Annotated in this window: 19 protein-coding genes and 1 pseudogene; 11 read left to right on the forward strand and 9 right to left on the reverse strand. The window is 63.5% G+C overall.

All coding sequences use genetic code 11. From position 1 onward, the window contains the following. Nucleotides 1–4 precede the first annotated feature (4 nt). Together ACQKPS_RS14755 and ACQKPS_RS14760 are read left to right on the forward strand one after the other, a co-directional pair. Complete coding sequence (locus ACQKPS_RS14755) at nucleotides 5–442, forward strand: hypothetical protein (RefSeq protein WP_254481103.1); 438 nt, start codon at nucleotides 5–7, stop codon at nucleotides 440–442. Further along, nucleotides 439–843: an META domain-containing protein gene (locus tag ACQKPS_RS14760; RefSeq protein ID WP_054885566.1), complete on the forward strand. Its 405-nt coding sequence runs from the start codon at nucleotides 439–441 to the stop codon at nucleotides 841–843. Before ACQKPS_RS14755 ends, ACQKPS_RS14760 begins: the two co-directional genes overlap by 4 nt. 33 nt (nucleotides 844–876) lie before the next feature. On the opposite strand, the gene ACQKPS_RS14765 is transcribed toward ACQKPS_RS14760, so the two are convergent. Next, nucleotides 877–1,341 carry a TlpA disulfide reductase family protein gene (locus tag ACQKPS_RS14765; protein WP_254481104.1) on the reverse strand — a complete coding sequence of 155 codons (465 nt, stop codon included), beginning with the start codon at nucleotides 1,339–1,341 and terminating at the stop codon, nucleotides 877–879. 85 nt (nucleotides 1,342–1,426) lie between these two features. Here ACQKPS_RS14765 and arsC point away from each other — a divergent pair, with 85 nt between their 5' ends. From arsC to ACQKPS_RS14780, 3 genes are read left to right on the forward strand one after another with little or no spacing between them, the layout of a single operon-like run. After that, complete coding sequence (gene arsC / locus ACQKPS_RS14770; protein WP_283723627.1) at nucleotides 1,427–1,780, forward strand: arsenate reductase (glutaredoxin); 354 nt, start codon at nucleotides 1,427–1,429, stop codon at nucleotides 1,778–1,780. Then, on the forward strand, nucleotides 1,777–2,382 hold the full coding sequence (gene wrbA / locus ACQKPS_RS14775) for an NAD(P)H:quinone oxidoreductase (RefSeq protein ID WP_283723626.1): 606 nt from the start codon (nucleotides 1,777–1,779) through the stop codon (nucleotides 2,380–2,382). The genes arsC and wrbA overlap by 4 nt, the downstream gene beginning before the upstream one ends. After that, the gene (locus tag ACQKPS_RS14780; protein WP_427604611.1) at nucleotides 2,375–2,788 is read left to right on the forward strand and encodes a DUF2069 domain-containing protein; all 414 of its coding nucleotides are present in this window, start codon (nucleotides 2,375–2,377) and stop codon (nucleotides 2,786–2,788) included. The genes wrbA and ACQKPS_RS14780 overlap by 8 nt, the downstream gene beginning before the upstream one ends. Before the next feature lie 31 nt (nucleotides 2,789–2,819). On the opposite strand, the gene ACQKPS_RS14785 is transcribed toward ACQKPS_RS14780, so the two are convergent. Together ACQKPS_RS14785 and ttcA are read right to left on the reverse strand one after the other, a co-directional pair. Continuing rightward, a complete protein-coding gene (locus tag ACQKPS_RS14785; protein WP_254481108.1) occupies nucleotides 2,820–3,491 on the reverse strand; it encodes a DNA-3-methyladenine glycosylase I in 672 nt (223 codons plus the stop codon). A gap of 4 nt (nucleotides 3,492–3,495) precedes the next feature. Further along, complete coding sequence (gene ttcA / locus ACQKPS_RS14790; RefSeq protein WP_054885572.1) at nucleotides 3,496–4,320, reverse strand: tRNA 2-thiocytidine(32) synthetase TtcA; 825 nt, start codon at nucleotides 4,318–4,320, stop codon at nucleotides 3,496–3,498. Between the two features lie 263 nt (nucleotides 4,321–4,583). Here ttcA and ACQKPS_RS14795 point away from each other — a divergent pair, with 263 nt between their 5' ends. Both ACQKPS_RS14795 and ACQKPS_RS14800 read left to right on the forward strand, forming a co-directional pair. Beyond that, nucleotides 4,584–5,183: a Yip1 family protein gene (locus ACQKPS_RS14795; RefSeq protein ID WP_054885573.1), complete on the forward strand. Its 600-nt coding sequence runs from the start codon at nucleotides 4,584–4,586 to the stop codon at nucleotides 5,181–5,183. 145 nt (nucleotides 5,184–5,328) lie between these two features. Next, complete coding sequence (locus tag ACQKPS_RS14800; RefSeq protein ID WP_176509478.1) at nucleotides 5,329–5,823, forward strand: SprT family zinc-dependent metalloprotease; 495 nt, start codon at nucleotides 5,329–5,331, stop codon at nucleotides 5,821–5,823. A gap of 53 nt (nucleotides 5,824–5,876) precedes the next feature. Here ACQKPS_RS14800 and ACQKPS_RS14805 read toward each other — a convergent pair whose 3' ends face one another. The 4 genes from ACQKPS_RS14805 to ACQKPS_RS14820 form a co-directional block, all read right to left on the reverse strand. Continuing rightward, nucleotides 5,877–7,199, reverse strand: coding sequence for a dicarboxylate/amino acid:cation symporter (locus ACQKPS_RS14805; protein ID WP_176509479.1), 1,323 nt, complete (start codon nucleotides 7,197–7,199; stop codon nucleotides 5,877–5,879). 321 nt (nucleotides 7,200–7,520) lie between these two features. Next, the gene (locus ACQKPS_RS14810) at nucleotides 7,521–8,867 is read right to left on the reverse strand and encodes an ATP-binding protein (RefSeq protein ID WP_427604615.1); all 1,347 of its coding nucleotides are present in this window, start codon (nucleotides 8,865–8,867) and stop codon (nucleotides 7,521–7,523) included. Then, nucleotides 8,864–9,541: a response regulator gene (locus ACQKPS_RS14815; protein WP_427604617.1), complete on the reverse strand. Its 678-nt coding sequence runs from the start codon at nucleotides 9,539–9,541 to the stop codon at nucleotides 8,864–8,866. The genes ACQKPS_RS14810 and ACQKPS_RS14815 overlap by 4 nt, the downstream gene beginning before the upstream one ends. Nucleotides 9,542–9,692: 151 nt before the next feature. Next, complete coding sequence (locus tag ACQKPS_RS14820; protein WP_176509482.1) at nucleotides 9,693–10,298, reverse strand: outer membrane beta-barrel protein; 606 nt, start codon at nucleotides 10,296–10,298, stop codon at nucleotides 9,693–9,695. Nucleotides 10,299–10,426: 128 nt separating this feature from the next. Between ACQKPS_RS14820 and ACQKPS_RS14825 the strand changes: the two genes are divergently transcribed. After that, nucleotides 10,427–11,221, forward strand: a complete 795-nt coding sequence (locus ACQKPS_RS14825) for a dienelactone hydrolase family protein (RefSeq protein WP_254481111.1) — start codon at nucleotides 10,427–10,429, stop codon at nucleotides 11,219–11,221. A 49-nt stretch (nucleotides 11,222–11,270) separates the two neighbouring features. Then, the gene (locus ACQKPS_RS14830; protein ID WP_313202710.1) at nucleotides 11,271–11,972 is read left to right on the forward strand and encodes a 4'-phosphopantetheinyl transferase family protein; all 702 of its coding nucleotides are present in this window, start codon (nucleotides 11,271–11,273) and stop codon (nucleotides 11,970–11,972) included. 3 nt (nucleotides 11,973–11,975) lie between these two features. On the opposite strand, the gene ACQKPS_RS14835 is transcribed toward ACQKPS_RS14830, so the two are convergent. Beyond that, a complete protein-coding gene (locus ACQKPS_RS14835) occupies nucleotides 11,976–13,577 on the reverse strand; it encodes an ATP-binding protein (RefSeq protein ID WP_427604620.1) in 1,602 nt (533 codons plus the stop codon). Then, complete coding sequence (locus ACQKPS_RS14840) at nucleotides 13,574–14,272, reverse strand: response regulator (protein WP_427604622.1); 699 nt, start codon at nucleotides 14,270–14,272, stop codon at nucleotides 13,574–13,576. The genes ACQKPS_RS14835 and ACQKPS_RS14840 overlap by 4 nt, the downstream gene beginning before the upstream one ends. A 664-nt stretch (nucleotides 14,273–14,936) precedes the next feature. Between ACQKPS_RS14840 and ACQKPS_RS14845 the strand changes: the two genes are divergently transcribed. Together ACQKPS_RS14845 and ACQKPS_RS14850 are read left to right on the forward strand one after the other, a co-directional pair. After that, the gene (locus ACQKPS_RS14845; RefSeq protein ID WP_254481115.1) at nucleotides 14,937–17,816 is read left to right on the forward strand and encodes a ribonucleoside-diphosphate reductase subunit alpha; all 2,880 of its coding nucleotides are present in this window, start codon (nucleotides 14,937–14,939) and stop codon (nucleotides 17,814–17,816) included. 245 nt (nucleotides 17,817–18,061) lie between these two features. After that, nucleotides 18,062–18,853 (forward strand): annotated as a pseudogene (locus ACQKPS_RS14850) (ribonucleotide-diphosphate reductase subunit beta); the annotation flags it as partial. Nucleotides 18,854–18,870: the final 17 nt, after the last annotated feature.

The following is an 18,870-nucleotide window of genomic DNA, read 5'->3' on the forward strand; positions in this document are numbered from 1 at the left end:
ACCCATGGTCGAGCACGATTTCCGCTATACCCTTTTCAACCCGCAACACACCCTGATCGAGTGCCGCGCCCTGGTTCCGGGCCGCTATCAGGTAACCGGCAACGGTGGCTCGATGCACAAAGGCGACGTCCTGATCGTGACCCTCAAGGGCAGCAAGGACCTGGCCATGCGCCTGACCGTCGAGAGCGTGCGCCACCTGATCAATCCACGTGGCCAATGGGTAGCCGTGGCCAGCGGCCCGGTGTTCAACGAGCTGGAAATCCTCATCTGGAAGGTCGAATGCGACAGCTGCGACGCGGTGCTGGACTTCGAGTTCGCCGTCGACGCCAAACTCGGCAAGGCGGCCCGTCAGCCGGCTGCCAGCGCCCGTGTTGCCGAGCTGGGCTGGGCCAGCCGTGGCGACAAGCACCTGTGCCCGCGTTGCCAGGAGAGCGCCGAGTGAAGAATCTGCTGACCGGCGTGCTGATTGCCACCGGCCTGCTCGGCTGTGCTGCCGAACCTTCGAAGCTGCAGCAGGAACGCAGCTACGTGCTGGAGTGGATTGGCGAACGTCCGCTGATCGACTACAGCCACCTGACCCTGACCCTGGCCAGCGATGGCCGCGCCTACGGCAATGCCGGCTGCAACCACTGGTTCGCGCCGTACACGCTGGACGGTGAGCACCTGAGCTTCGGCAAGGTCGGCAAGACCCGCAAACTGTGTGCACCGGCGTTGATGGAGCAGGAAAAGCGCTTCCTGCAGGCACTGGAGACGGTGCAGCGCTGGGATGTGTCGCCTATCGAGCAGTTGCGCTTCTGGCCTGAAGAAGGCAAACCCCTGCGCTTCTGGCCCGAAGAAGGCTGAAAACGTTGGGGCCGCTTGGCGGCCCCTCCTGCATCAGGCGCCTTTCAGGGCCTTGATCTTGGCCTGCAGCCCTTCCAGGGTCTGCTCGCCCATCAGTTGTTCACGCACCTTGCCCTTGTCATCGATGATGTAGGTCACCGGCAGCGCCTCGCTGCGTGGCAGGTCATAACGCTCGGCAGGGTCCTGGGCCAGCACGGTGAAGCCGATGCCCAAGGCCTCGGCTGCCTGCTTCAGCTCAGGCCCTTGCAGGCCATCGAAGTTCACCCCGACCACCTTGACGCCATCGGCAGCCCACTGCTTGGCCGCCTGGTTCAGTTCAGGTACCTCGGTACGGCACGGGCCACACCATTCGGCCCAGTAATTGAGCACCACCCAGTGCCCGTCGATCTGCTCCGCCTTAACCGTCTTGCCATCTTGGTCCACGCCGTAATCGGCACCGCAACCACCGAGCAAAAGGCTCGCGGTGATGGCCAGTACTGCTGCCAGACGCCTTGCCATGGGTCAATCCTTCTCGAAGTTTCAAGCAAATAGGACAGTCGCTGCGGTTAGAATAGCTGCCACACCCAGCTGGATGCGACCCGACATGACTGACTTGACGCTCTATCATAACCCGCGCTGCTCGAAATCCCGCGGCGCGCTGGAACTGCTTGAACAACGCGGCCTGGCACCGACCATCGTGCGCTACCTGGAAACCCCGCCCGATGCCGCCACCCTCAAGGCCCTGCTCGGCAAACTGGGCATCGCCCCCCGCCAGCTGCTGCGCAGCGGTGAAGACGAATACACATCCCTTGATCTGGCAAACCCGACGCTGAGCGACGCGCAGCTGATCGACGCCATGGTGAACCACCCCAAGCTGATCGAACGCCCGATCCTGGTCGCCGGTGACAAGGCCGTGATCGGCCGCCCGCCGGAGAAGGTGCTGGAGATCCTGCCGTGAGTGCGCCGTACGTTCTGGTGCTGTATTACAGCCGCCACGGCTCGACCAGTGAGATGGCCCGGCACATCGCCCGCGGTATCGAGCTGGCCGGCATGGAAGCACGCCTGCGCACGGTGCCGGCAATTTCCACCGAGTGCGAAGCGGTAGCCCCGGACATCCCGGCCAGCGGCGCGCTGTACGCCACCCTCGACGACCTGCGCCACTGCGCTGGCCTGGTGCTGGGCAGCCCGACCCGCTTCGGCAACATGGCCGCACCGCTGAAGTACTTCCTCGACGGCACCAGCAGCCTGTGGCTGGGTGGCGAACTGGTCGGCAAGCCGGCCGGCGTGTTCACTTCCACCGCCAGCCTGCATGGCGGCCAGGAAACCACCCTGCTGTCGATGATGCTGCCACTGATGCACCACGGCATGCTGGTGATGGGCCTGCCGTACAGCGAGTCGGCGCTGCTGGAGACCCGTGGTGGCGGCACGCCTTATGGCGCCAGCCACCACGCCGGCGCCGATGGCAAGCGAGAACTGGACCCACACGAGATCGCCTTGTGCCGTGCCCTTGGCCAACGCCTGGCGAGCACGGCCAAGGCCCTGGAGGCCGCGCGTGGCTAGAAAGCCCAAGGTGTTGCCGCCGCTCGAGTGGCTGGCGCCGCGCCTGCGCCTGACACGGGCGTTGAGCCTCGCGTTGTTCTTCGGCCTGATGACGCTGCTGGTGGTGGACAACCTGTGGTTCGCCAACCTGCATGGGGCGCGGGTCGAAGTGGTCCTGGCGATCGAACTGGTGCCGCTGCTGTTGCTGCTGCCGGGCATGCTGATGGGCAGTGCCCGGGCCCATGCCTGGACCTGCTTCGTGGTGAATATCTACTTCATCAAGGGCGTGCTGGCAGCGTTCGACCCGGCGCGGGCGGTGTTTGGCTGGGTCGAGGTACTGGTAAGTCTGGGCCTGTTCGTGGCCGGGCTTTTGTATGTGCGCTGGAAGTTTCAGTTCGAACGGCGCCTGGCGGGCGAAGGCAGTTGATATCTGGGGCTGCTTTGCAGCCCCAAAAATCTCAATGGTTGACGGTATGCGCCAGCATCACCGACAACTGGCACAGCGGTCGCCCGCTCTCTGCGTGCCACTGATTGAACGCTTGCTGCACCAGGGCCAGGTCGCGCTGACTGGTCGGCTGCTTGTCGATCACCTTCTGTGCAATCAACGCTGCCGCCATGTCTTCGGTGGGGATGAAGGTGTCCTTGCCGACCATGCGCAGGAAGCGCGGCGCCGACAACCCGCCTAACTGGTTGCCGTGCTTGGCCAGGTACTTCCACAGCCCGACGATGTCGGTCTCTGGCCAATCGGCGATGAACGCACCAAAGCTGCCCTTCTCCTTCGCCACATCGAGGATCATCTGCGCGTTGCGTGGCACGCTCTTGAGCTTGCCCAGATGGCGGATGATGCGTTCGTCGTGCATCAAGCGCTCAAGGTGCTCGGCCCCCATGAGCACCACCTTCTCCGGGTCGAAGCCGAAGAACACCTGTTCGAACGCTGGCCATTTGGCATCCACCAGGCTGTGCTTGAGCCCGGCGCGAAACACGCGCAGGGCCAGGGTCGACAGGTAGCGGTCGTCAGCGATGTCGCGCAACTGCGCGGGCGTGCGCGGCTGCGGCAGAAAGGCCTCCAGCGCCTGGGCCGAGCCGAAGCGGTTCAGGCAGTATTCATGCAGCCACTGGTAATCACGCATGGCTTCAGATGTTCACCACGTCAAGGAAACGCGGGGTGGCGTTCTCGTCGATCTTCAGGCTGGTGAAGTCGAACAGGTTGCGGTCGGCCAGCTGCGACGGTGCCACGTTCTGCAGGGCGCGGAAGATGCTCTCGGTCCGGCCCGGGTGCTTGCGCTCCCACTCCACCAGCATGTCCTTGACCACCTGGCGCTGCAGGTTCTCTTGCGAGCCGCAGAGGTTGCACGGGATGATCGGGAACTGCTTCATGTCCGAGTAGGCCTGGATGTCCTTCTCGCTGCAGTAGGCCAGCGGGCGGATCACCACGTTGCGGCCGTCGTCGGCACGCAGCTTCGGCGGCATGCCCTTGAGCGCGCCGTTGAAGAACATATTGAGGAAGAAGGTTTCGACGATGTCGTCGCGGTGGTGCCCCAAGGCCATCTTGGTCGCCCCGATCTCATCGGCGAAGGTATACAGCGTGCCACGACGCAGGCGCGAGCACAGCGAGCAGGTGGTCTTGCCCTCGGGGACCAGTTCCTTGACTACCGAGTAGGTGTCCTTCTCGACGATGTGGTACTCGACGCCCAACTCCTTGAGGTAGGCCGGCAGCACATGCTCGGGGAAGCCCGGCTGCTTCTGGTCCATGTTCACCGCGACGATCTCGAACTTGATCGGTGCCACCTTCTGCAGGTGCAACAGAACGTCGAGCATGGTGTAGCTGTCCTTGCCGCCAGACAGGCAGACCATGACCTTGTCGCCATCTTCGATCATGTTGTAGTCGGTGATGGCTTCGCCGGCGAGGCGACGCAGGCGTTTTTGCAGTTTGTTCTGGTTGACCGAGAGGGTGCCCATAGCGCTTGGATCCGCGAGGTGTGACAAAAGCCGGCTATTTTACGCACAAACCACGCGCATCTGTAGGGATTCCGATAAAGACTTCAAGGTAATCAACAGCAGCTCCGACAGCGCAATTTGCTCTAAAAAGCAGAGTTTGTGCAGGGATTGACTTCCTATACTGCGACATAAGGCCACATTACCGTTCTGCTTCGGTGCCTTGGCCTCGGGCCGCTTGCGCTCCATGTGGGGGGCGATTGGCAACATTGAGAGGAGTGACCGGCATGATTCATCACGTTGTGGGGCTGTTTACCCATCCCGACCAGGAATGGCGGGAGATTCGTGGCGAAGAAGAAAGCATCAGCCACATGTACCTGACCCATACCCTCATCCTGGCGGCGATTCCCGCCATTTCGGCGTTTATCGGCACAACCCAGGTGGGCTGGGTGATCGGTGGCCGGCCGGCGGTGATGCTAACCATGGATAGCGCGATCTGGATGAGTATCATGTCCTACGTGGCGATGCTCGCCGGGGTTGCGGTGATGGGTGCTTTCATTCACTGGATGGCCCGCACCTACGACGCCAACCCGTCCATGGCGCAATGCATCGCCTTTGCCACCTACACCGCCACTCCGCTGTTCCTCGGCGGCCTGGCGGCGCTCTATCCGCACCTGTGGCTGGGCATGCTGGTGGGCACCGCTGCCATTTGCTACACCGTGTACCTGCTGTATGTCGGCTTGCCGACTTTCATGAACATACCGTCGGATGAAGGCTTCCTGTTCTCAAGCTCGGTACTGGCCGTGGGCCTTGTAGTGCTGGTGGCGATCATGGCCGCAACCGTGATCATCTGGGGCTTGGGCGTGGGGCCGGTGTATACCAACTAGATCAGATCCAGCCAACATGGGGCATCAAGCAGGGGCCGCCGTAAAGGCGGCCTTTGTCTTTGTACCGATGGCTGCTTGCTGACCGGTGGCTCGGCAACCGCGACGGGCATGCGGCATAATGCCTGGTCAGGAGAACCACCCCGCCATGCCCGAGCTGCTCAAACAACGCGTCGAAACCTGTTACCAGCAAGCCGAAGCCTTCTTCAAACGCCCCTTCCCGCGCCCGGAAGTCAGCTTCAAGCTGCGCGGCCAGAAAGCCGGCGTCGCCCACCTGCACGAGAACCTGCTGCGCTTCAACCTGCAACTGTATCGCGAGAACCAGGACGACTTCCTGCGCCAGACCGTTGCCCATGAAGTGGCGCACCTGGTGGCCCATCAGCTGTTCGGCGACCGCATCCAGGCCCACGGTGAGGAGTGGCAGCTGATCATGCGTGGGGTGTATGAACTGCCGCCGAACCGTTGCCACAATTATGCAGTGCAGCGGCGCGTGGTGACCCGCTACATCTACCGCTGCCCGTGCCCGGAAAGTGATTTCCCGTTTACCGCGCAACGTCACAAGCTGGTGCGCCAGGGGCGCCGCTACCTTTGCCGGCGCTGCCGCGCGATTCTGGTGTACAGCGGAGAAACCCGCCTCGAATAGCCAGACACAAGAAAGGCGACCCGAGGGTCGCCTTCTTTTTTACCGCTTGAGGATCAGCGTACCGGGGTTTCTGCCACGCCCAGGTCATCGGTAGGTACCGACAACTCCAGCGGTGCGCCACCGGAAGCCAGCTCGGAGGCCAGCTTGTCGTCGTCCATCTCCTTCACCCACTTGGCCACGACCACGGTGGCCACGGCGTTGCCGATCAGGTTGGTCAGCGCACGGGCTTCGGACATGAAGCGGTCGATGCCGAGGATCAGCGCCAGGCCGGCAACCGGCAAGTGGCCAACGGCCGACAGGGTGGCAGCCAGCACGATGAAGCCCGAACCGGTCACGCCGGCAGCACCCTTGGAAGCCACCAGCAGCACCAGCAGCAGGGTGATCTGATGGGTGATGTCCATGTGGGTGTCGGTGGCCTGGGCGATGAACACTGCAGCCATGGTCAGGTAGATCGAAGTGCCGTCGAGGTTGAACGAGTAGCCGGTCGGGATCACCAGGCCGACAACCGATTTCTTGGCACCCAGGCGTTCCATCTTGGCCAGCATGCGTGGCAGGGCCGACTCCGAGGAGGAGGTACCCAGCACGATCATCAGCTCTTCACGGATGTAGCGGATCAGCTTGAGGACGCTGAAGCCGTGGGCGCGGCAGATAGCGCCCAGCACCAGCAGCACGAACAGCAGGCAGGTGATGTAGAAGCACGCCATCAGGTAGCCCAGCTGCACCAGCGAGCCCACGCCGTACTGGCCGATGGTAAAGGCCATGGCGCCGAAGGCACCGACCGGGGCCAGCTTCATGATCATGTTGATGATGTTGAACATCACATGGGCGAAGCGATCGATCAGGTCCAGCACTGGCTTGCCGTAGCTGCCCAGGCGGTGCAGGGCGAAGCCGAAGATCACCGAGAACATCAGCACCTGCAGGATGTCGCCGTTGGCGAAGGCGCCCACCACGGTGCTGGGGATGATGTTGAGCAGGAAGCCGACGGTGGTCTGCTGCGCGCCGGCGGCGGCGTAGGCGGCCACGCTGCTGGCGTTCAGGGTGCTGACGTCGATGTGCATGCCAGCGCCTGGCTGGACCACGTTGACGACCACGAGGCCGATGATCAGGGCGATGGTGGAGACGATCTCAAAGTACAGCAGCGCGTAGCCGCCGGTCTTGCCGACCGACTTCATGCTCTGCATGCCGGCGATGCCGCTGACCACGGTACAGAAGATGATGGGCGCGATGACCATCTTGATCAGTTTGACGAAACCATCGCCCAACGGCTTGAGGGCGACGCCGGTTTCGGGGTAGAAGTGGCCGAGCAGGATGCCGATGGTGATGGCGACCAACACCTGGACATACAGGGATTTGTACAGCGGCTGACGTGTCGTCATGGCTCATTTTCCTCAAGTGTGCCGGCGTCACCCTTCCCAGGGTGTTCGGGCACCTGAATCGCTAACCCTCCTGCACCTGGAGGGATTTGTCGTTGTGTTCGAGCTGCCTGGGCAGGCCTCTGCCAAGAGAGATAGCAAGGGCGATGCCAAAATGCCCATCTTGGGTGCAGCCCCCATGTTTACGGGGCGTAAATGCCCAACGACGGGGCGATTTTTCTGAGGAAAGGTGGCGGATTTCCGCCCGGTGGCGGGAAATGTACAAGGCATATGGCGGGAATCCGCCCGAACGGGTGCCTGCGCCGGCCCCTTCGCGGCTAGCCATCAATCAAGCTGAAAGGCGATACAGAAGGCGGCACCACCCAACGTGGATTCATCGAGGGTGAGTTCGGCGCCATAGCTGTCGACGATGTCCTTGACCACTGCCAGGCCAATGCCCTGCCCCGGGTGCTGGCGGTCCAGCCGTTCACCACGTTCAAGTATCCGCTGCCGTTGGTCGAGCGGAACGCCGGGGCCGTCGTCCTCAATGCACAGCGTCAGCGTGCCGGGCGACTCCTGCAGGCTCACCCGCACGCGCCCCAGACTGAGCCGGTAGGCGTTCTCCAGCAGATTGCCCAGCAGTTCCAGCAGCGCCCCCTGCTCTATCGGCACGTGCGACTGTGCCGGTACATCCAGCTCGACCTCGACGCGCTTGTCGCGATAGACCTTGTCCAAGGTGCTACACAAGCTTTCCAGCACCGGCAGCAATAGCACATTGTGGCGCACCAGGCCGCTCTTGCGCAGGCTGGCGCGCTGCAGCTGGTAATCGATCTGCTGGCTCATGCGCTCGATCTGGCTCTGCAGCACCCGCGCCTGTTCGCGCTCACCGGCACGCTGCTGCATGCTCTCGCCCACCCCCTGCAACACCGCCAGCGGGGTCTTCAGGCTGTGGGCCAGATCGCCCAATGAATCGCGGTAACGGGCGCGCTGTTCGCGTTCGCTGCTCAGCAAGCGGTTCAGCGAGCGGGTCAGGCGCAGCAGTTCACGTGGGTGCTCACCACTGAGGCCATCACGTGCGCCAGCCTCCACCTCGTCCAGCTCGATACTCAACCGGCGCAACGAGCGCAGGCCCCAGGTCAGGCCCGCCCAGAGCAGCGCCAGCAAGGCCAGCAAGGCCGCACCAAAGCCCAGATAGAGTCTTTCCCGCAAGCCATCGAGCGTGGCCCTGTATTCACTCACCGGTTGCAGCGCCACGATGCTGTAGGCCGCGCTCTGGCCACCGAGCAGCTTGATCTCGACGTCATAGACGAAGAACTCTTCACCATCGTCCTGGCGGATGCGGGCGAACTCGTTGCCGCGCCCGTCGTAGCGCGGGCGGTAGTTGATATGGCGGTCGCTGGTGCCACGCGAGCGCCAGACCAGGTTGCCGTCACGGTCGAAGATGTAGCCGAGCAGGCCGGTATAGGGCAGGTTGTAGCGCTCATCCGGGAGCAAGTCGGGCATCTGCAACTGGCCATGCTCGATGCGCGCTGCGGAAATCAGCGTGGTCACGTCCGAAGCCAGGCGCTGCTCGATCGACTCCTGCAGGGCCAGGCTGAAAGCCTTCTGCAAGGCTGGCAACAAGGCCAGCATGAACAGCAGCGCCAGCACCGCGGCCGCCAGCATCAAGCGTACCCGCAGCGAGCGGATCATCGGCAGCGCTCGGTGAACAGGTAGCCCAGGCCGCGCACCGTGTCGATCGGCTTGAAACCTTTCTCGCCCTCGAGTTTGCGGCGCAGGCGGCCGACCAGCACCTCGATGACGTTCGGGTCGCGCTCCTCGTCGCCGGGATACAGCTGCTCCATCAGGCGGTCCTTGGCCACCACCTGCTGGTGATGACGCATGAGGTACTCGAGGATGCGGTATTCATACGCCGTCAGTGCCAGCGGCTGTTCATCCAGGGTCGCCTGCTTGCGGTTGAGGTCAAGCACCAGGGGGCCGGCGGCGATGGTCGCTTGGGTGAACCCGCTGGAACGGCGCAGCAACGCGTTCAGGCGTGCTTCGAGCTCCTCGAACTGGAACGGCTTGACCAGATAGTCATCGGCACCGGCAGCCAGGCCTTCGACCTTGTCCTGCCAGTTGCCACGGGCGGTAAGGATGAGAATGGGGAAAGCCTTGCCCTGGTTGCGCAGGCGGCCGATCAGTTCGAGCCCGCTGATGCCCGGCAGGCCAAGGTCGACGATGGCCAGGTCGAAGTGAAACTGTTCGGCCTGGTACAGCGCCTCTTCGGCATTGGCCACGGCTTCGACCACATGGCCGCTTTCACCCAGACGTGTATGGAGGTGGTGCCGCAGCAGGGCTTCGTCCTCGACCACCAGCAGTTTCATTCAACGCTCCTCATTAATGTACTGCCTGTAACGGCCCTTTCGCGGGTAAACCCGCTCCCACAGGGACTGCACAGTTAGAGAAAGCTGCGCGATCCCTGTGGGAGCGGGTTTACCCGCGAAGAGGCCGGCACAGGATAACCCGGCTCGTGGCTCAGAACTTGTAGGTTGCAGCCAGGTAGGTCTGTGCACTGCTGGTCAGACGCAAGGTGCCGTCCTTCGGCCCGCCACTGGCGCCCACTTCGGTAGCAGCGTTGGTGCGCAGGTAGCGATACCCCAGCTCCATCGACGCCTTGTCGGTGATTTCCTGGATCACGCCGGCCTGCAAGCCGACAGCATAGCCGTAGTCGGTATCCCGGCTTGCCCCTGGCGAATCCTGAGTCAGCTTGGTCACGCCCAGGCTGCCACCGCCAAACAGCTTGGTTGTGTCCCCCACTGGCAGCAGCAGGTCATAGCTGCCGAGCAGGTTTTCCTGGCGCAGCTTGTAGCCGCTGTGGTCGCCGGAAACGTTGTCATAGGTCATGTAGTAGCGGGCCTGGTCATTGATCTTGCCCAGGCGCACACCCCAGGTATCGTCCTTGCCAATGATGCCGTCGGCGTTCAGGTGGTCGGTGTTGCTCTGCAGCAGCCCGGACTTGCGTACTTTGTCGCTGGTCTGGCCGTAGGTGAGGCTGGCGAAGGTGTCATCGGCGGCCTGGGCAGTGGTCATGCCAGCGGCGCACACGGCCATGGCAGCGAGCAGGGTGTTGAAGGTTTTCATGACTTCTTACTCCAGTTGAATGCGCTGTTGCGGTCTGGAAGCTAGAGTAAGCAGGGTGCCCTGAACCGCGGCTGAACCCTGACTGAACCGCGGCTGAACGATTCGTGTGCAAACAAGGAGTAGTCAACATGCGCGCCCTGCTGGCCCTGATTCTGATGTGCAGCGCCGTCTTCGCCCAAGCGGCAGTGCAGACCCGCGAGATCCGTTACCAAGATGAAGACGGCACCGCGCTGATCGGCTATTACGCCTACGACGACGCCGTGAAGGGTAAACGCCCGGGCGTGCTGGTGGTCCACGAGTGGTGGGGGCTGAACGACTACGCCAAACGCCGTGCCCGCGACCTCGCCGCGTTGGGCTACAGCGCACTGGCCATCGACATGTATGGCGAAGGCAAGCACACCGAGCACCCGCAGGACGCCCAGGCGTTCATGGCCGAGGCGATGAAGGACCCGTCGGCATCGGCCAAGCGCTTTGACGCCGGGTTGGACCTGCTGAAGAAACAACCCTATACCGACAAGCACAAGCTCGGCGCGGTAGGTTACTGCTTCGGCGGCAAGGTGGTGCTGGATGCCGCGCGCCGGGGCGCGAGGCTCGATGGCGTGGTGAGCTTCCATGGCGCACTGGCCACCCAGACACCGGTCACCCAGCCTGGTGTGGTGCGGGCCTACGTGCTGGTCGAGCACGGGGAGGCCGACAGCATGGTCACCCCGCAGCAGGTGGATGCCTTCAAGAAGGAAATGGATGCGGCGAAGGTCAACTACCAGTTCGTCAGCATCCCGGGGGCCAAGCATGGGTTTACCAACCCGGATGCTGACCGCCTGAGCCATGGCGATCATGGCGGGCCTGACATTGGCTACAACGAGGCGGCAGACAAGCGTTCCTGGGCGGACATGCAGGCGTTCTTCAAGCAAGTGTTCAAGTGACGATCGCCGGGGCTGCTTCATGGGGCTGATGGCTGGCACAATACCCGCCATGAACACACTCCCTGCCTGCTGCGCCCCGCTCCAGCATCACTGGCCCCTGCCCCGCCCACTGCCCGGCGCAGTGTTGGTCAGCTGTGCCTTCGACCCCGCCCACCTGGCCGCCGATGACTTCCAGCGCGCCGGCATCGTGCCCAGTGCCAGCCTGCAGCGTTCGGTGGCCAAGCGCCAGGCCGAGTACCTGGCCGGCCGCGTTTGCGCCCGCGCCGCGCTGCAGCGCCTGGATGGCCGCGACTATGTGCCCGGCACCCATGAGGACCGTTCGCCGATCTGGCCCGCCGGTATCCACGGCTCGATCACCCACGGCAAAGGCTGGGCCGCCGCGGTGGTCGCCGCCGAGGGCGCCTGCCGTAGCCTGGGCCTGGACCAGGAAGCGCTGCTGGATGACGAGCGCGCCGAGCGGCTCATGGGCGAGATCCTGACGCCCGCCGAACGCGAACGGCTGGACCCTGGCCAGCTGGGCCTGACGGTCACCCTGACCTTCTCGCTCAAGGAAAGCCTGTTCAAGGCCCTCTACCCGCTCACCCGGCAGCGCTTCTATTTCGAACATGCCGAAATGCTGGCGTGGTCCGCCGATGGCCTGGCGCGTTTACGCCTGCTCACCGACCTGTCGCCGCAGTGGCGACACGGCGCCGAAGTCGAAGGCCAGTTCTGCCTGCAGGACGGCCACCTGCTCAGCCTGATCAGCGTCTGAGCCCTACTGCTGCGCCTGCTCACGCGGCCAGCTGAGGCTGAAGCAGGCCCCGCCCAGCGCCTCGCTGCGCCCCACCGTGGCACGGCCTGCGTGCCAGTAGATGATCCGCCGCACGATCGACAGGCCCAGGCCATGCCCGCCGGAAGCACGGGTGCGGCTGTCATCGAGCCGGGTGAAGGGAGTGAAGATGCGATCCCACACACCCTCGGGGATCCCCGGGCCATCGTCTTCGACATCGATGCGGCAACGCTGCTGGCCCAACTGGTAGCTCAGGCGCACTTCACTGCTGGCGTGGCGCAAGGCATTGCTCACCAGGTTCTGCAGCGCACGATGCAGGTAGCGCGGTTCGGCCTCGGCCCAGCAGCCGTCGCTGGCCTGGCACGCCCCGCGCAGCAAACGGACCTTGCTGTTGAGCGGCGCCAGTTCTTCGATCACCCGGTCGAGCAAGGCATCCAGTTCGACCCGCTGGAACTTGAGCGCCGGGGCGCCCTGCTCCAGCCGCGCATAGGTGAGCATCTCGTCGACCAGCTGGTCCAGGTCCTGGATATCACCATCCATGCCGGCCAGGTGCTTGGCGCGGGCCTGCTCGGTGGGCGCACTTTCGATCATCTCCAGGCCAAAGCGCAGGCGTGCCACCGGGGTGCGCAGTTCATGCGACACCGCGCGCACCAGTTCGCGCTGCATGTTCAGCGAACGTTGCAGGTGCTCGGCCATGCCATTGAATGCCGCGGCCAGGCGCCCCACCGAATCGGCATCACCGGCCGGCACGCGGGTGTCCAGGCTGCCTTGGGCGATACGCGTGGCGGCGATTTCCATGCCTGACACGCGCCTCTCAAGCTGGCGCACCAGCAGGTACACCACAAGGCCGATGAGGCAAAGGCCAAGAAAGGCAATCAGGATCAGCAACTGCGGTGGATATGGGTTGAGTTGATAGAGCGGACCAATCTCAAGCACCAGCGGCGAACCTGGCAGGCCGGCGAACACACGGATCGAGTCACCATCGCGCCCCAGCGCCATCACCGTATCCCCCTCCTCTACCCGGCGCCGCTGATCGTCGTCCAGGCCGACCCGCTCGATGCGCTGCAGGGCGACGCCGAAGCCGAAGCCCTTGCTCTGGGTGATGTCCGCCAGACGCTGCTGCTGCTCGGTCACCGGGTAGCGCACCAGCTCATCGGCCAGCAGATAAAGCGTGGCACGCGCCAGTTGCTCGCTGACCTGCTTGACCTGAGCCACCAGCATCAGGTCCTCCTGGCCGACCTTGCGCAGTACCTGGGCGGCGTGTGGCCCGGTCTTCTCCACCACCACCAGGCCACGGTAAAGGCGAGCGCGCTGGCCGCCATCGAGGGTACGCGCCGACATCGGCTGCAGCGCCAGCGGCACGCCCATCAAGCGCTCCCACATCAACAGCGAGCGCTTGCGCTCGGTTTCGTTCTGCTGCGCCAGGTTGTCGGCCATCAGGCTGAACGTGCCCTGGGCCAGGCGTTCGCGGTGCTGGGCCGCGCGCACTTCGTTGACCCAGTGCAGGCTCAGCGCGCCGAGCAGCGCCACCAGCACCAGCACCGCGAGCATGCCGCCGTAGATGCGCAGGAAAATCGAGCGGTTCATGGGGCATCGCCGACGAACAGGTAGCCCTTGCTGCGCAGCGTCTTGATCAGCCGCGGGTGGATCGGGTCGTCGCCGATCTTGGGGCGAATCCTGGAAATGCGTACGTCGATGGAACGGTCCTGGCCGTCGTAGCCGACCCCGCGCAAGGCGGTGAAGATCTGCTCACGCGACAGTACCCGCCCGGCGTTGCTGGCCAGCAGCCAGAGCAGGTCGAACTCAGCGCCGGTGAGGTCGATCTGCTGCGCGCCGAGCCAGGCCTCGCGCAGGCGATTGTCGATGCGCAGCGCACCGAAGGCCAGGTCATGGCGCTTGGAGTCCGGGCTTTCACTGCGCCGCAGCAGGGCCTGGATCCGTGCCAGCAGCAAACGCGGACGCACCGGCTTGCATACGTAGTCGTCGGCCCCCAGGTCCAACCCCTGGACCTGATCGAGTTCGTCGCTGCGGGCCGTCAGCATCAGAATCGGGCCGGAGTACTGGCCACGGACGCGACGGCAGATACTCAGCCCGTCTTCGCCGGGCAGCATCAGGTCGAGGATCACCAGGTCCGGTTGGCTGTCGACGATGCGGCGCGCGGCGCGGGCGCCATCGCCCTCCACGGCAACCTCGTAGCCGTTGGCCTGCAGGTATTCGGCGGTGAGTTCGGCCAGGCGCTGGTCGTCTTCGACGATGAGGATGCGATTGCTGGGTTGGTCCATGGCCCCTGCCTTTGGATTATTGTTTTTTTCTGTCGGTACCGGCCTTTAACCAAAAGGCAACATCACCCCCGGATACTACGTGCCGCCCGCCAGTGCTGCCAACCTGCCCGCCGGCAGCCTCGACTGAAGCGTTTTTTGTGGTAGGGTGCGCGCCCGAAAAATTCTGGCAGCGGGCAGCAGCCCTGTGAAAAATAGTGCAAACCTCTTGGCACAAGGCCTACAGGGAATACTCACTATTCACTCACAAAGTACGCACAACTTATCCACAGGCGATTGCCTTGCAAAGCCCCCAAGACCGCATTATCTTGTATCCCTATCGCAACGAACCACTAGATGTTGGGGTTGACCCTTCGTCACCAACACCAGTCAGCGCAGAAATTCAAGCGATATTTCTGGCAGAACTTTACGTGGTTTCATCAGCCAAACCGCTCCAGCGGAAGCATTGAGAGCAACAGCTTTCCGGGTCATCCCGTTGAGCATTTGACTTCGGCCAGGGAGCGGCAGGTTTTTGCCCCTTATTCCTGATCTGTCCCGAAGTCGGTACGCCCGAGCGGGTGGATGCGCGTGCATGACGCATCCTCGCCAAGGCCATCGAGCAAGTGGACGGAACGGTGGGCGCCGAAAAAGCGCCTGAACACTATAGAAATTGTGGAGACACCCACCCATGCAAACCGACACAACTCGCGAGAACCCGCAGCCTTTGGCGCCGCAGGCCGCCGATTCCAATCAGGATCTGGCCGCCACCGCTCCGGGCCAACTGCGCGTGATCAAGCGCAACGGCACTGTCGTCCCCTACACCGACGACAAGATCACCGTGGCCATCACCAAGGCGTTCCTCGCAGTTGAAGGCGGCACCGCCGCTGCCTCGTCGCGCATCCACGACACCGTTGCGCGCCTGACCGAGCAGGTCACTGCCACGTTCAAGCGTCGCATGCCATCGGGTGGCACCATCCACATCGAAGAAATCCAGGACCAGGTCGAACTGGCCCTGATGCGTGCCGGCGAGCAGAAGGTCGCCCGTGACTACGTGATCTACCGCGACCAGCGGGCCAAGGAGCGCGCGACCCGCAGCAACGCCGAGGCCGTGGTCGAGCCGCACCCAAGCATCCGCATCACCCTGGCCGACGGCAGCCTGGCGCCGCTGGACATGGCGCGCCTGAACACCATCATCAGCGAAGCCTGCGAAGGCCTGGCCGAAGTCGATGGCGACCTGATCCAGCGCGAAACCCTGAAGAACCTGTACGACGGCGTCGCCATCAAGGACGTCAACACCGCCCTGGTGATGACCGCCCGTACCCTGGTCGAGCGTGAGCCGAACTACTCGTTCGTCACCGCCCGCCTGCTGATGGACACCCTGCGTGCCGAAGGCCTGGGCTTCCTCAATGTCGCCGACAGCGCCACCCACCACGAGATGGCCGACCTGTACGCCAAGGCCCTGCCGGCCTATGTCGCCAAAGGTATCGAGTTCGAGCTGCTGAACCCGGCCCTGGCCGACTTCGACCTGGAAAAACTGGGCAAGGCGATCAACCACGAGCGCGACCAGCAGTTCACCTACCTGGGCCTGCAGACCCTGTACGACCGCTACTTCATCCATAAGGACGGCGTGCGCTTCGAGCTGCCACAGGTATTCTTCATGCGCGTAGCCATGGGCCTGGCGCTGGAAGAGAAAGACAAGGAAGCCCGTGCGATCGAGTTCTACAACCTGCTCTCGTCGTTCGACTACATGGCTTCGACGCCGACCCTGTTCAACGCCGGTACCCTGCGTCCACAACTGTCGAGCTGCTACCTGACCACCGTGCCGGACGACCTGTCGGGCATCTACCACGCGATCCACGACAACGCCATGCTGTCGAAATTCGCCGGTGGCCTGGGCAACGACTGGACCCCTGTGCGTGCACTGGGCTCCTACATCAAGGGCACCAATGGCAAATCCCAGGGCGTCGTACCGTTCCTGAAAGTGGTCAACGACACCGCCGTTGCCGTCAACCAGGGCGGCAAGCGCAAGGGCGCCGTATGTGCCTATCTGGAAACCTGGCACCTGGACATCGAAGAATTCATCGAGCTGCGCAAGAACACCGGTGATGACCGTCGTCGTACCCACGACATGAACACCGCCAACTGGATCCCTGACCTGTTCATGAAGCGCGTCTTCGATGACGGCAAGTGGACCCTGTTCTCGCCATCGGAAGTGCCTGATCTGCACGACCTGACCGGCAAGGCCTTCGAAGAGCGCTACGAGTACTACGAAGCCCTGACCGAGTACAACAAGATCAAGGTGTTCAAGACCATCCAGGCCAAAGACCTGTGGCGCAAGATGCTGTCGATGCTGTTCGAGACCGGCCACCCGTGGCTGACCTTCAAGGACCCGTGCAACCTGCGTTCGCCGCAGCAGCACGTGGGCGTGGTCCACAGCTCGAACCTGTGCACCGAGATCACCCTGAACACCAACAAGGACGAGATCGCGGTCTGCAACCTGGGCTCGATCAACCTGCCGAACCACATCGTCGACGGCAAGCTGGACACCGCCAAGCTGCAACGCACCGTGAACACCGCCGTGCGCATGCTCGACAACGTGATCGACATCAACTACTACTCGGTGCCGCAAGCGCGTAACTCGAACTTCAAGCACCGCCCGGTCGGCCTCGGCATCATGGGCTTCCAGGACGCGCTGTACCTGCAGCACATCCCGTACGGCTCCGACGCTGCCGTCGAGTTCGCCGACAAGTCGATGGAAGCGGTCAGCTACTACGCGATCCAGGCTTCCTGCGACCTGGCCGACGAACGTGGCGCCTACGAGACGTTCCAGGGTTCGCTGTGGTCCAAGGGCATCCTGCCGCTGGATTCGCAACAGATCCTGATCGAAGCCCGTGGCCAGAAGTACATCGACGTCAACCTGGAAGAGTCGCTGGACTGGGCGCCGGTCCGTGCCCGCGTGCAGAAAGGCATTCGTAACTCGAACATCATGGCCATCGCGCCAACCGCGACCATCGCCAACATCACCGGCGTGTCGCAGTCGATCGAGCCGACCTATCAGAACCTGTACGTGAAATCGAACCTGTCGGGCGAGTTCACCGTGATCAACCCGTACCTGGTCCGCGACCTGAAGGCCCGTGGCCTGTGGGACTCGGTGATGATCAACGACCTGAAGTACTACGACGGTTCGGTGCAGCAGATCGAGCGTATCCCGCAAGAGCTGAAAGACCTGTACGCCACCGCGTTCGAAGTCGAGACCAAGTGGATCGTCGACGCCGCCTCGCGTCGCCAGAAGTGGATCGACCAGGCCCAGTCGCTGAACCTGTACATCGCCGGCGCCTCGGGCAAGAAGCTGGACGTGACCTACCGCATGGCCTGGTACCGTGGTCTGAAAACCACCTACTACCTCCGTGCCCTGGCCGCGACCAGCACCGAGAAGTCGACCATCAACACCGGCAAGCTCAACGCCGTTTCCAGCGGTGGCGACAGCGCCCCGGTCCAGGCAGCCGGCCCAGCGCCAGTGCCGAAGGCCTGCGCGATCGACGAGCCTGACTGCGAAGCCTGCCAGTAAGGCCAGGCGAGGCTTCCTTCGGGAAGCCTCGACGCGTTATCCGCATCGCTGCGGACCCTGTGGGAGCGGGTTTACCCGCGATGAGGCCGGCACTCCCGCCGCCTCTCCACAGCCAGACACAATAAGCCGTGACTGCAAAGCCTCGGCCAGCCCTCCCCGGGCATTCCAGATTTGCGTGCACCGCACCGCAACCAAGATCCACCGGCCATACTACATAGATGGCCCTCAAGCAGGAGAATCTCACCATGCTGAGCTGGGACGAATTCGATAAAGAAGACGGCGAAGTAGCCGCCAAAGGCAACACCCCTGCGCAGGCCACTGCCGCCGCCACCCTCGACAAGCTCGACAGCGCCGGCGGTGCCGCCGCCCTGGAAGCCCGTGCCGCCACCGCCTCGGACTCCGACGCCGTGAAGCGTGCCAAGGCCGCCCTCGACGCCCTCGACATCGCCGAAGGCCTGGCCGAGCTGGAAGGCTCCTCGGCCCGCGTCGCCGTTGACGAAAAGCGCATGATCAACTGCCGCGCCGACCTCAACCAGCTGGTGCCGTTCAAGTACGACTGGGCCTGGCAGAAGTACCTCGACGGCTGCGCCAACCACTGGATGCCGCAAGAGGTCAACATGACCGCCGACATCGCCCTGTGGAAGAGCATGGACGGCCTGACCGAAGACGAGCGCCGCATCGTCATGCGCAACCTCGGCTTCTTCTCCACCGCCGACTCCCTGGTTGCCAACAACCTGGCTCTGGCCGTGTACCGACTGATCACCAACCCGGAATGCCGCCAGTACATCCTGCGCCAGGCCTTCGAAGAGGCGATCCACACCCACGCCTACCAGTACTGCATCGAGTCGCTGGGCATGGATGAAGGCGAGATCTTCAACATGTACCACGAGATCCCGTCGGTCGCGAAGAAAGCCGCCTGGGGCCTGAAGTACACCCGCGCCATCTCCGACCCGGAATTCAACACCGGTACCGTCGAGACCGACAAAGAGCTGCTGCGCAACCTGATCGCCTACTACTGCGTGCTGGAAGGCATCTTCCTGCCTGTGTAGATGAC

It is taken from the genome of Pseudomonas sp. NPDC086566 (assembly GCF_050280885.1).
Taxonomy (GTDB): domain Bacteria; phylum Pseudomonadota; class Gammaproteobacteria; order Pseudomonadales; family Pseudomonadaceae; genus Aquipseudomonas; species Aquipseudomonas vlassakiae.

Bases quoted from the DNA above. Each gene is read 5' to 3' on its own strand.
- ACQKPS_RS14785 (WP_254481108.1), bottom strand. From the start codon at position 3,491: ATGCGTGATTACCAGTGGCTGCATGAATACTGCCTGAACCGCTTCGGC.
- ACQKPS_RS14805 (WP_176509479.1), bottom strand. From the start codon at position 7,199: ATGACGACACGTCAGCCGCTGTACAAATCCCTGTATGTCCAGGTGTTG.
- ACQKPS_RS14825 (WP_254481111.1), top strand. From the start codon at position 10,427: ATGCGCGCCCTGCTGGCCCTGATTCTGATGTGCAGCGCCGTCTTCGCC.
- ACQKPS_RS14845 (WP_254481115.1), top strand. From the start codon at position 14,937: ATGCAAACCGACACAACTCGCGAGAACCCGCAGCCTTTGGCGCCGCAG.
- ACQKPS_RS14755 (WP_254481103.1), top strand. From the start codon at position 5: ATGGTCGAGCACGATTTCCGCTATACCCTTTTCAACCCGCAACACACC.
- arsC (WP_283723627.1), top strand. From the start codon at position 1,427: ATGACTGACTTGACGCTCTATCATAACCCGCGCTGCTCGAAATCCCGC.
- ACQKPS_RS14840 (WP_427604622.1), bottom strand. From the start codon at position 14,272: ATGGACCAACCCAGCAATCGCATCCTCATCGTCGAAGACGACCAGCGC.
- ACQKPS_RS14800 (WP_176509478.1), top strand. From the start codon at position 5,329: ATGCCCGAGCTGCTCAAACAACGCGTCGAAACCTGTTACCAGCAAGCC.
- ACQKPS_RS14830 (WP_313202710.1), top strand. From the start codon at position 11,271: ATGAACACACTCCCTGCCTGCTGCGCCCCGCTCCAGCATCACTGGCCC.
- ACQKPS_RS14835 (WP_427604620.1), bottom strand. From the start codon at position 13,577: ATGAACCGCTCGATTTTCCTGCGCATCTACGGCGGCATGCTCGCGGTG.
- ACQKPS_RS14795 (WP_054885573.1), top strand. From the start codon at position 4,584: ATGATTCATCACGTTGTGGGGCTGTTTACCCATCCCGACCAGGAATGG.
- ACQKPS_RS14815 (WP_427604617.1), bottom strand. From the start codon at position 9,541: ATGAAACTGCTGGTGGTCGAGGACGAAGCCCTGCTGCGGCACCACCTC.
- ttcA (WP_054885572.1), bottom strand. From the start codon at position 4,320: ATGGGCACCCTCTCGGTCAACCAGAACAAACTGCAAAAACGCCTGCGT.
- ACQKPS_RS14810 (WP_427604615.1), bottom strand. From the start codon at position 8,867: ATGATCCGCTCGCTGCGGGTACGCTTGATGCTGGCGGCCGCGGTGCTG.
- ACQKPS_RS14820 (WP_176509482.1), bottom strand. From the start codon at position 10,298: ATGAAAACCTTCAACACCCTGCTCGCTGCCATGGCCGTGTGCGCCGCT.
- ACQKPS_RS14765 (WP_254481104.1), bottom strand. From the start codon at position 1,341: ATGGCAAGGCGTCTGGCAGCAGTACTGGCCATCACCGCGAGCCTTTTG.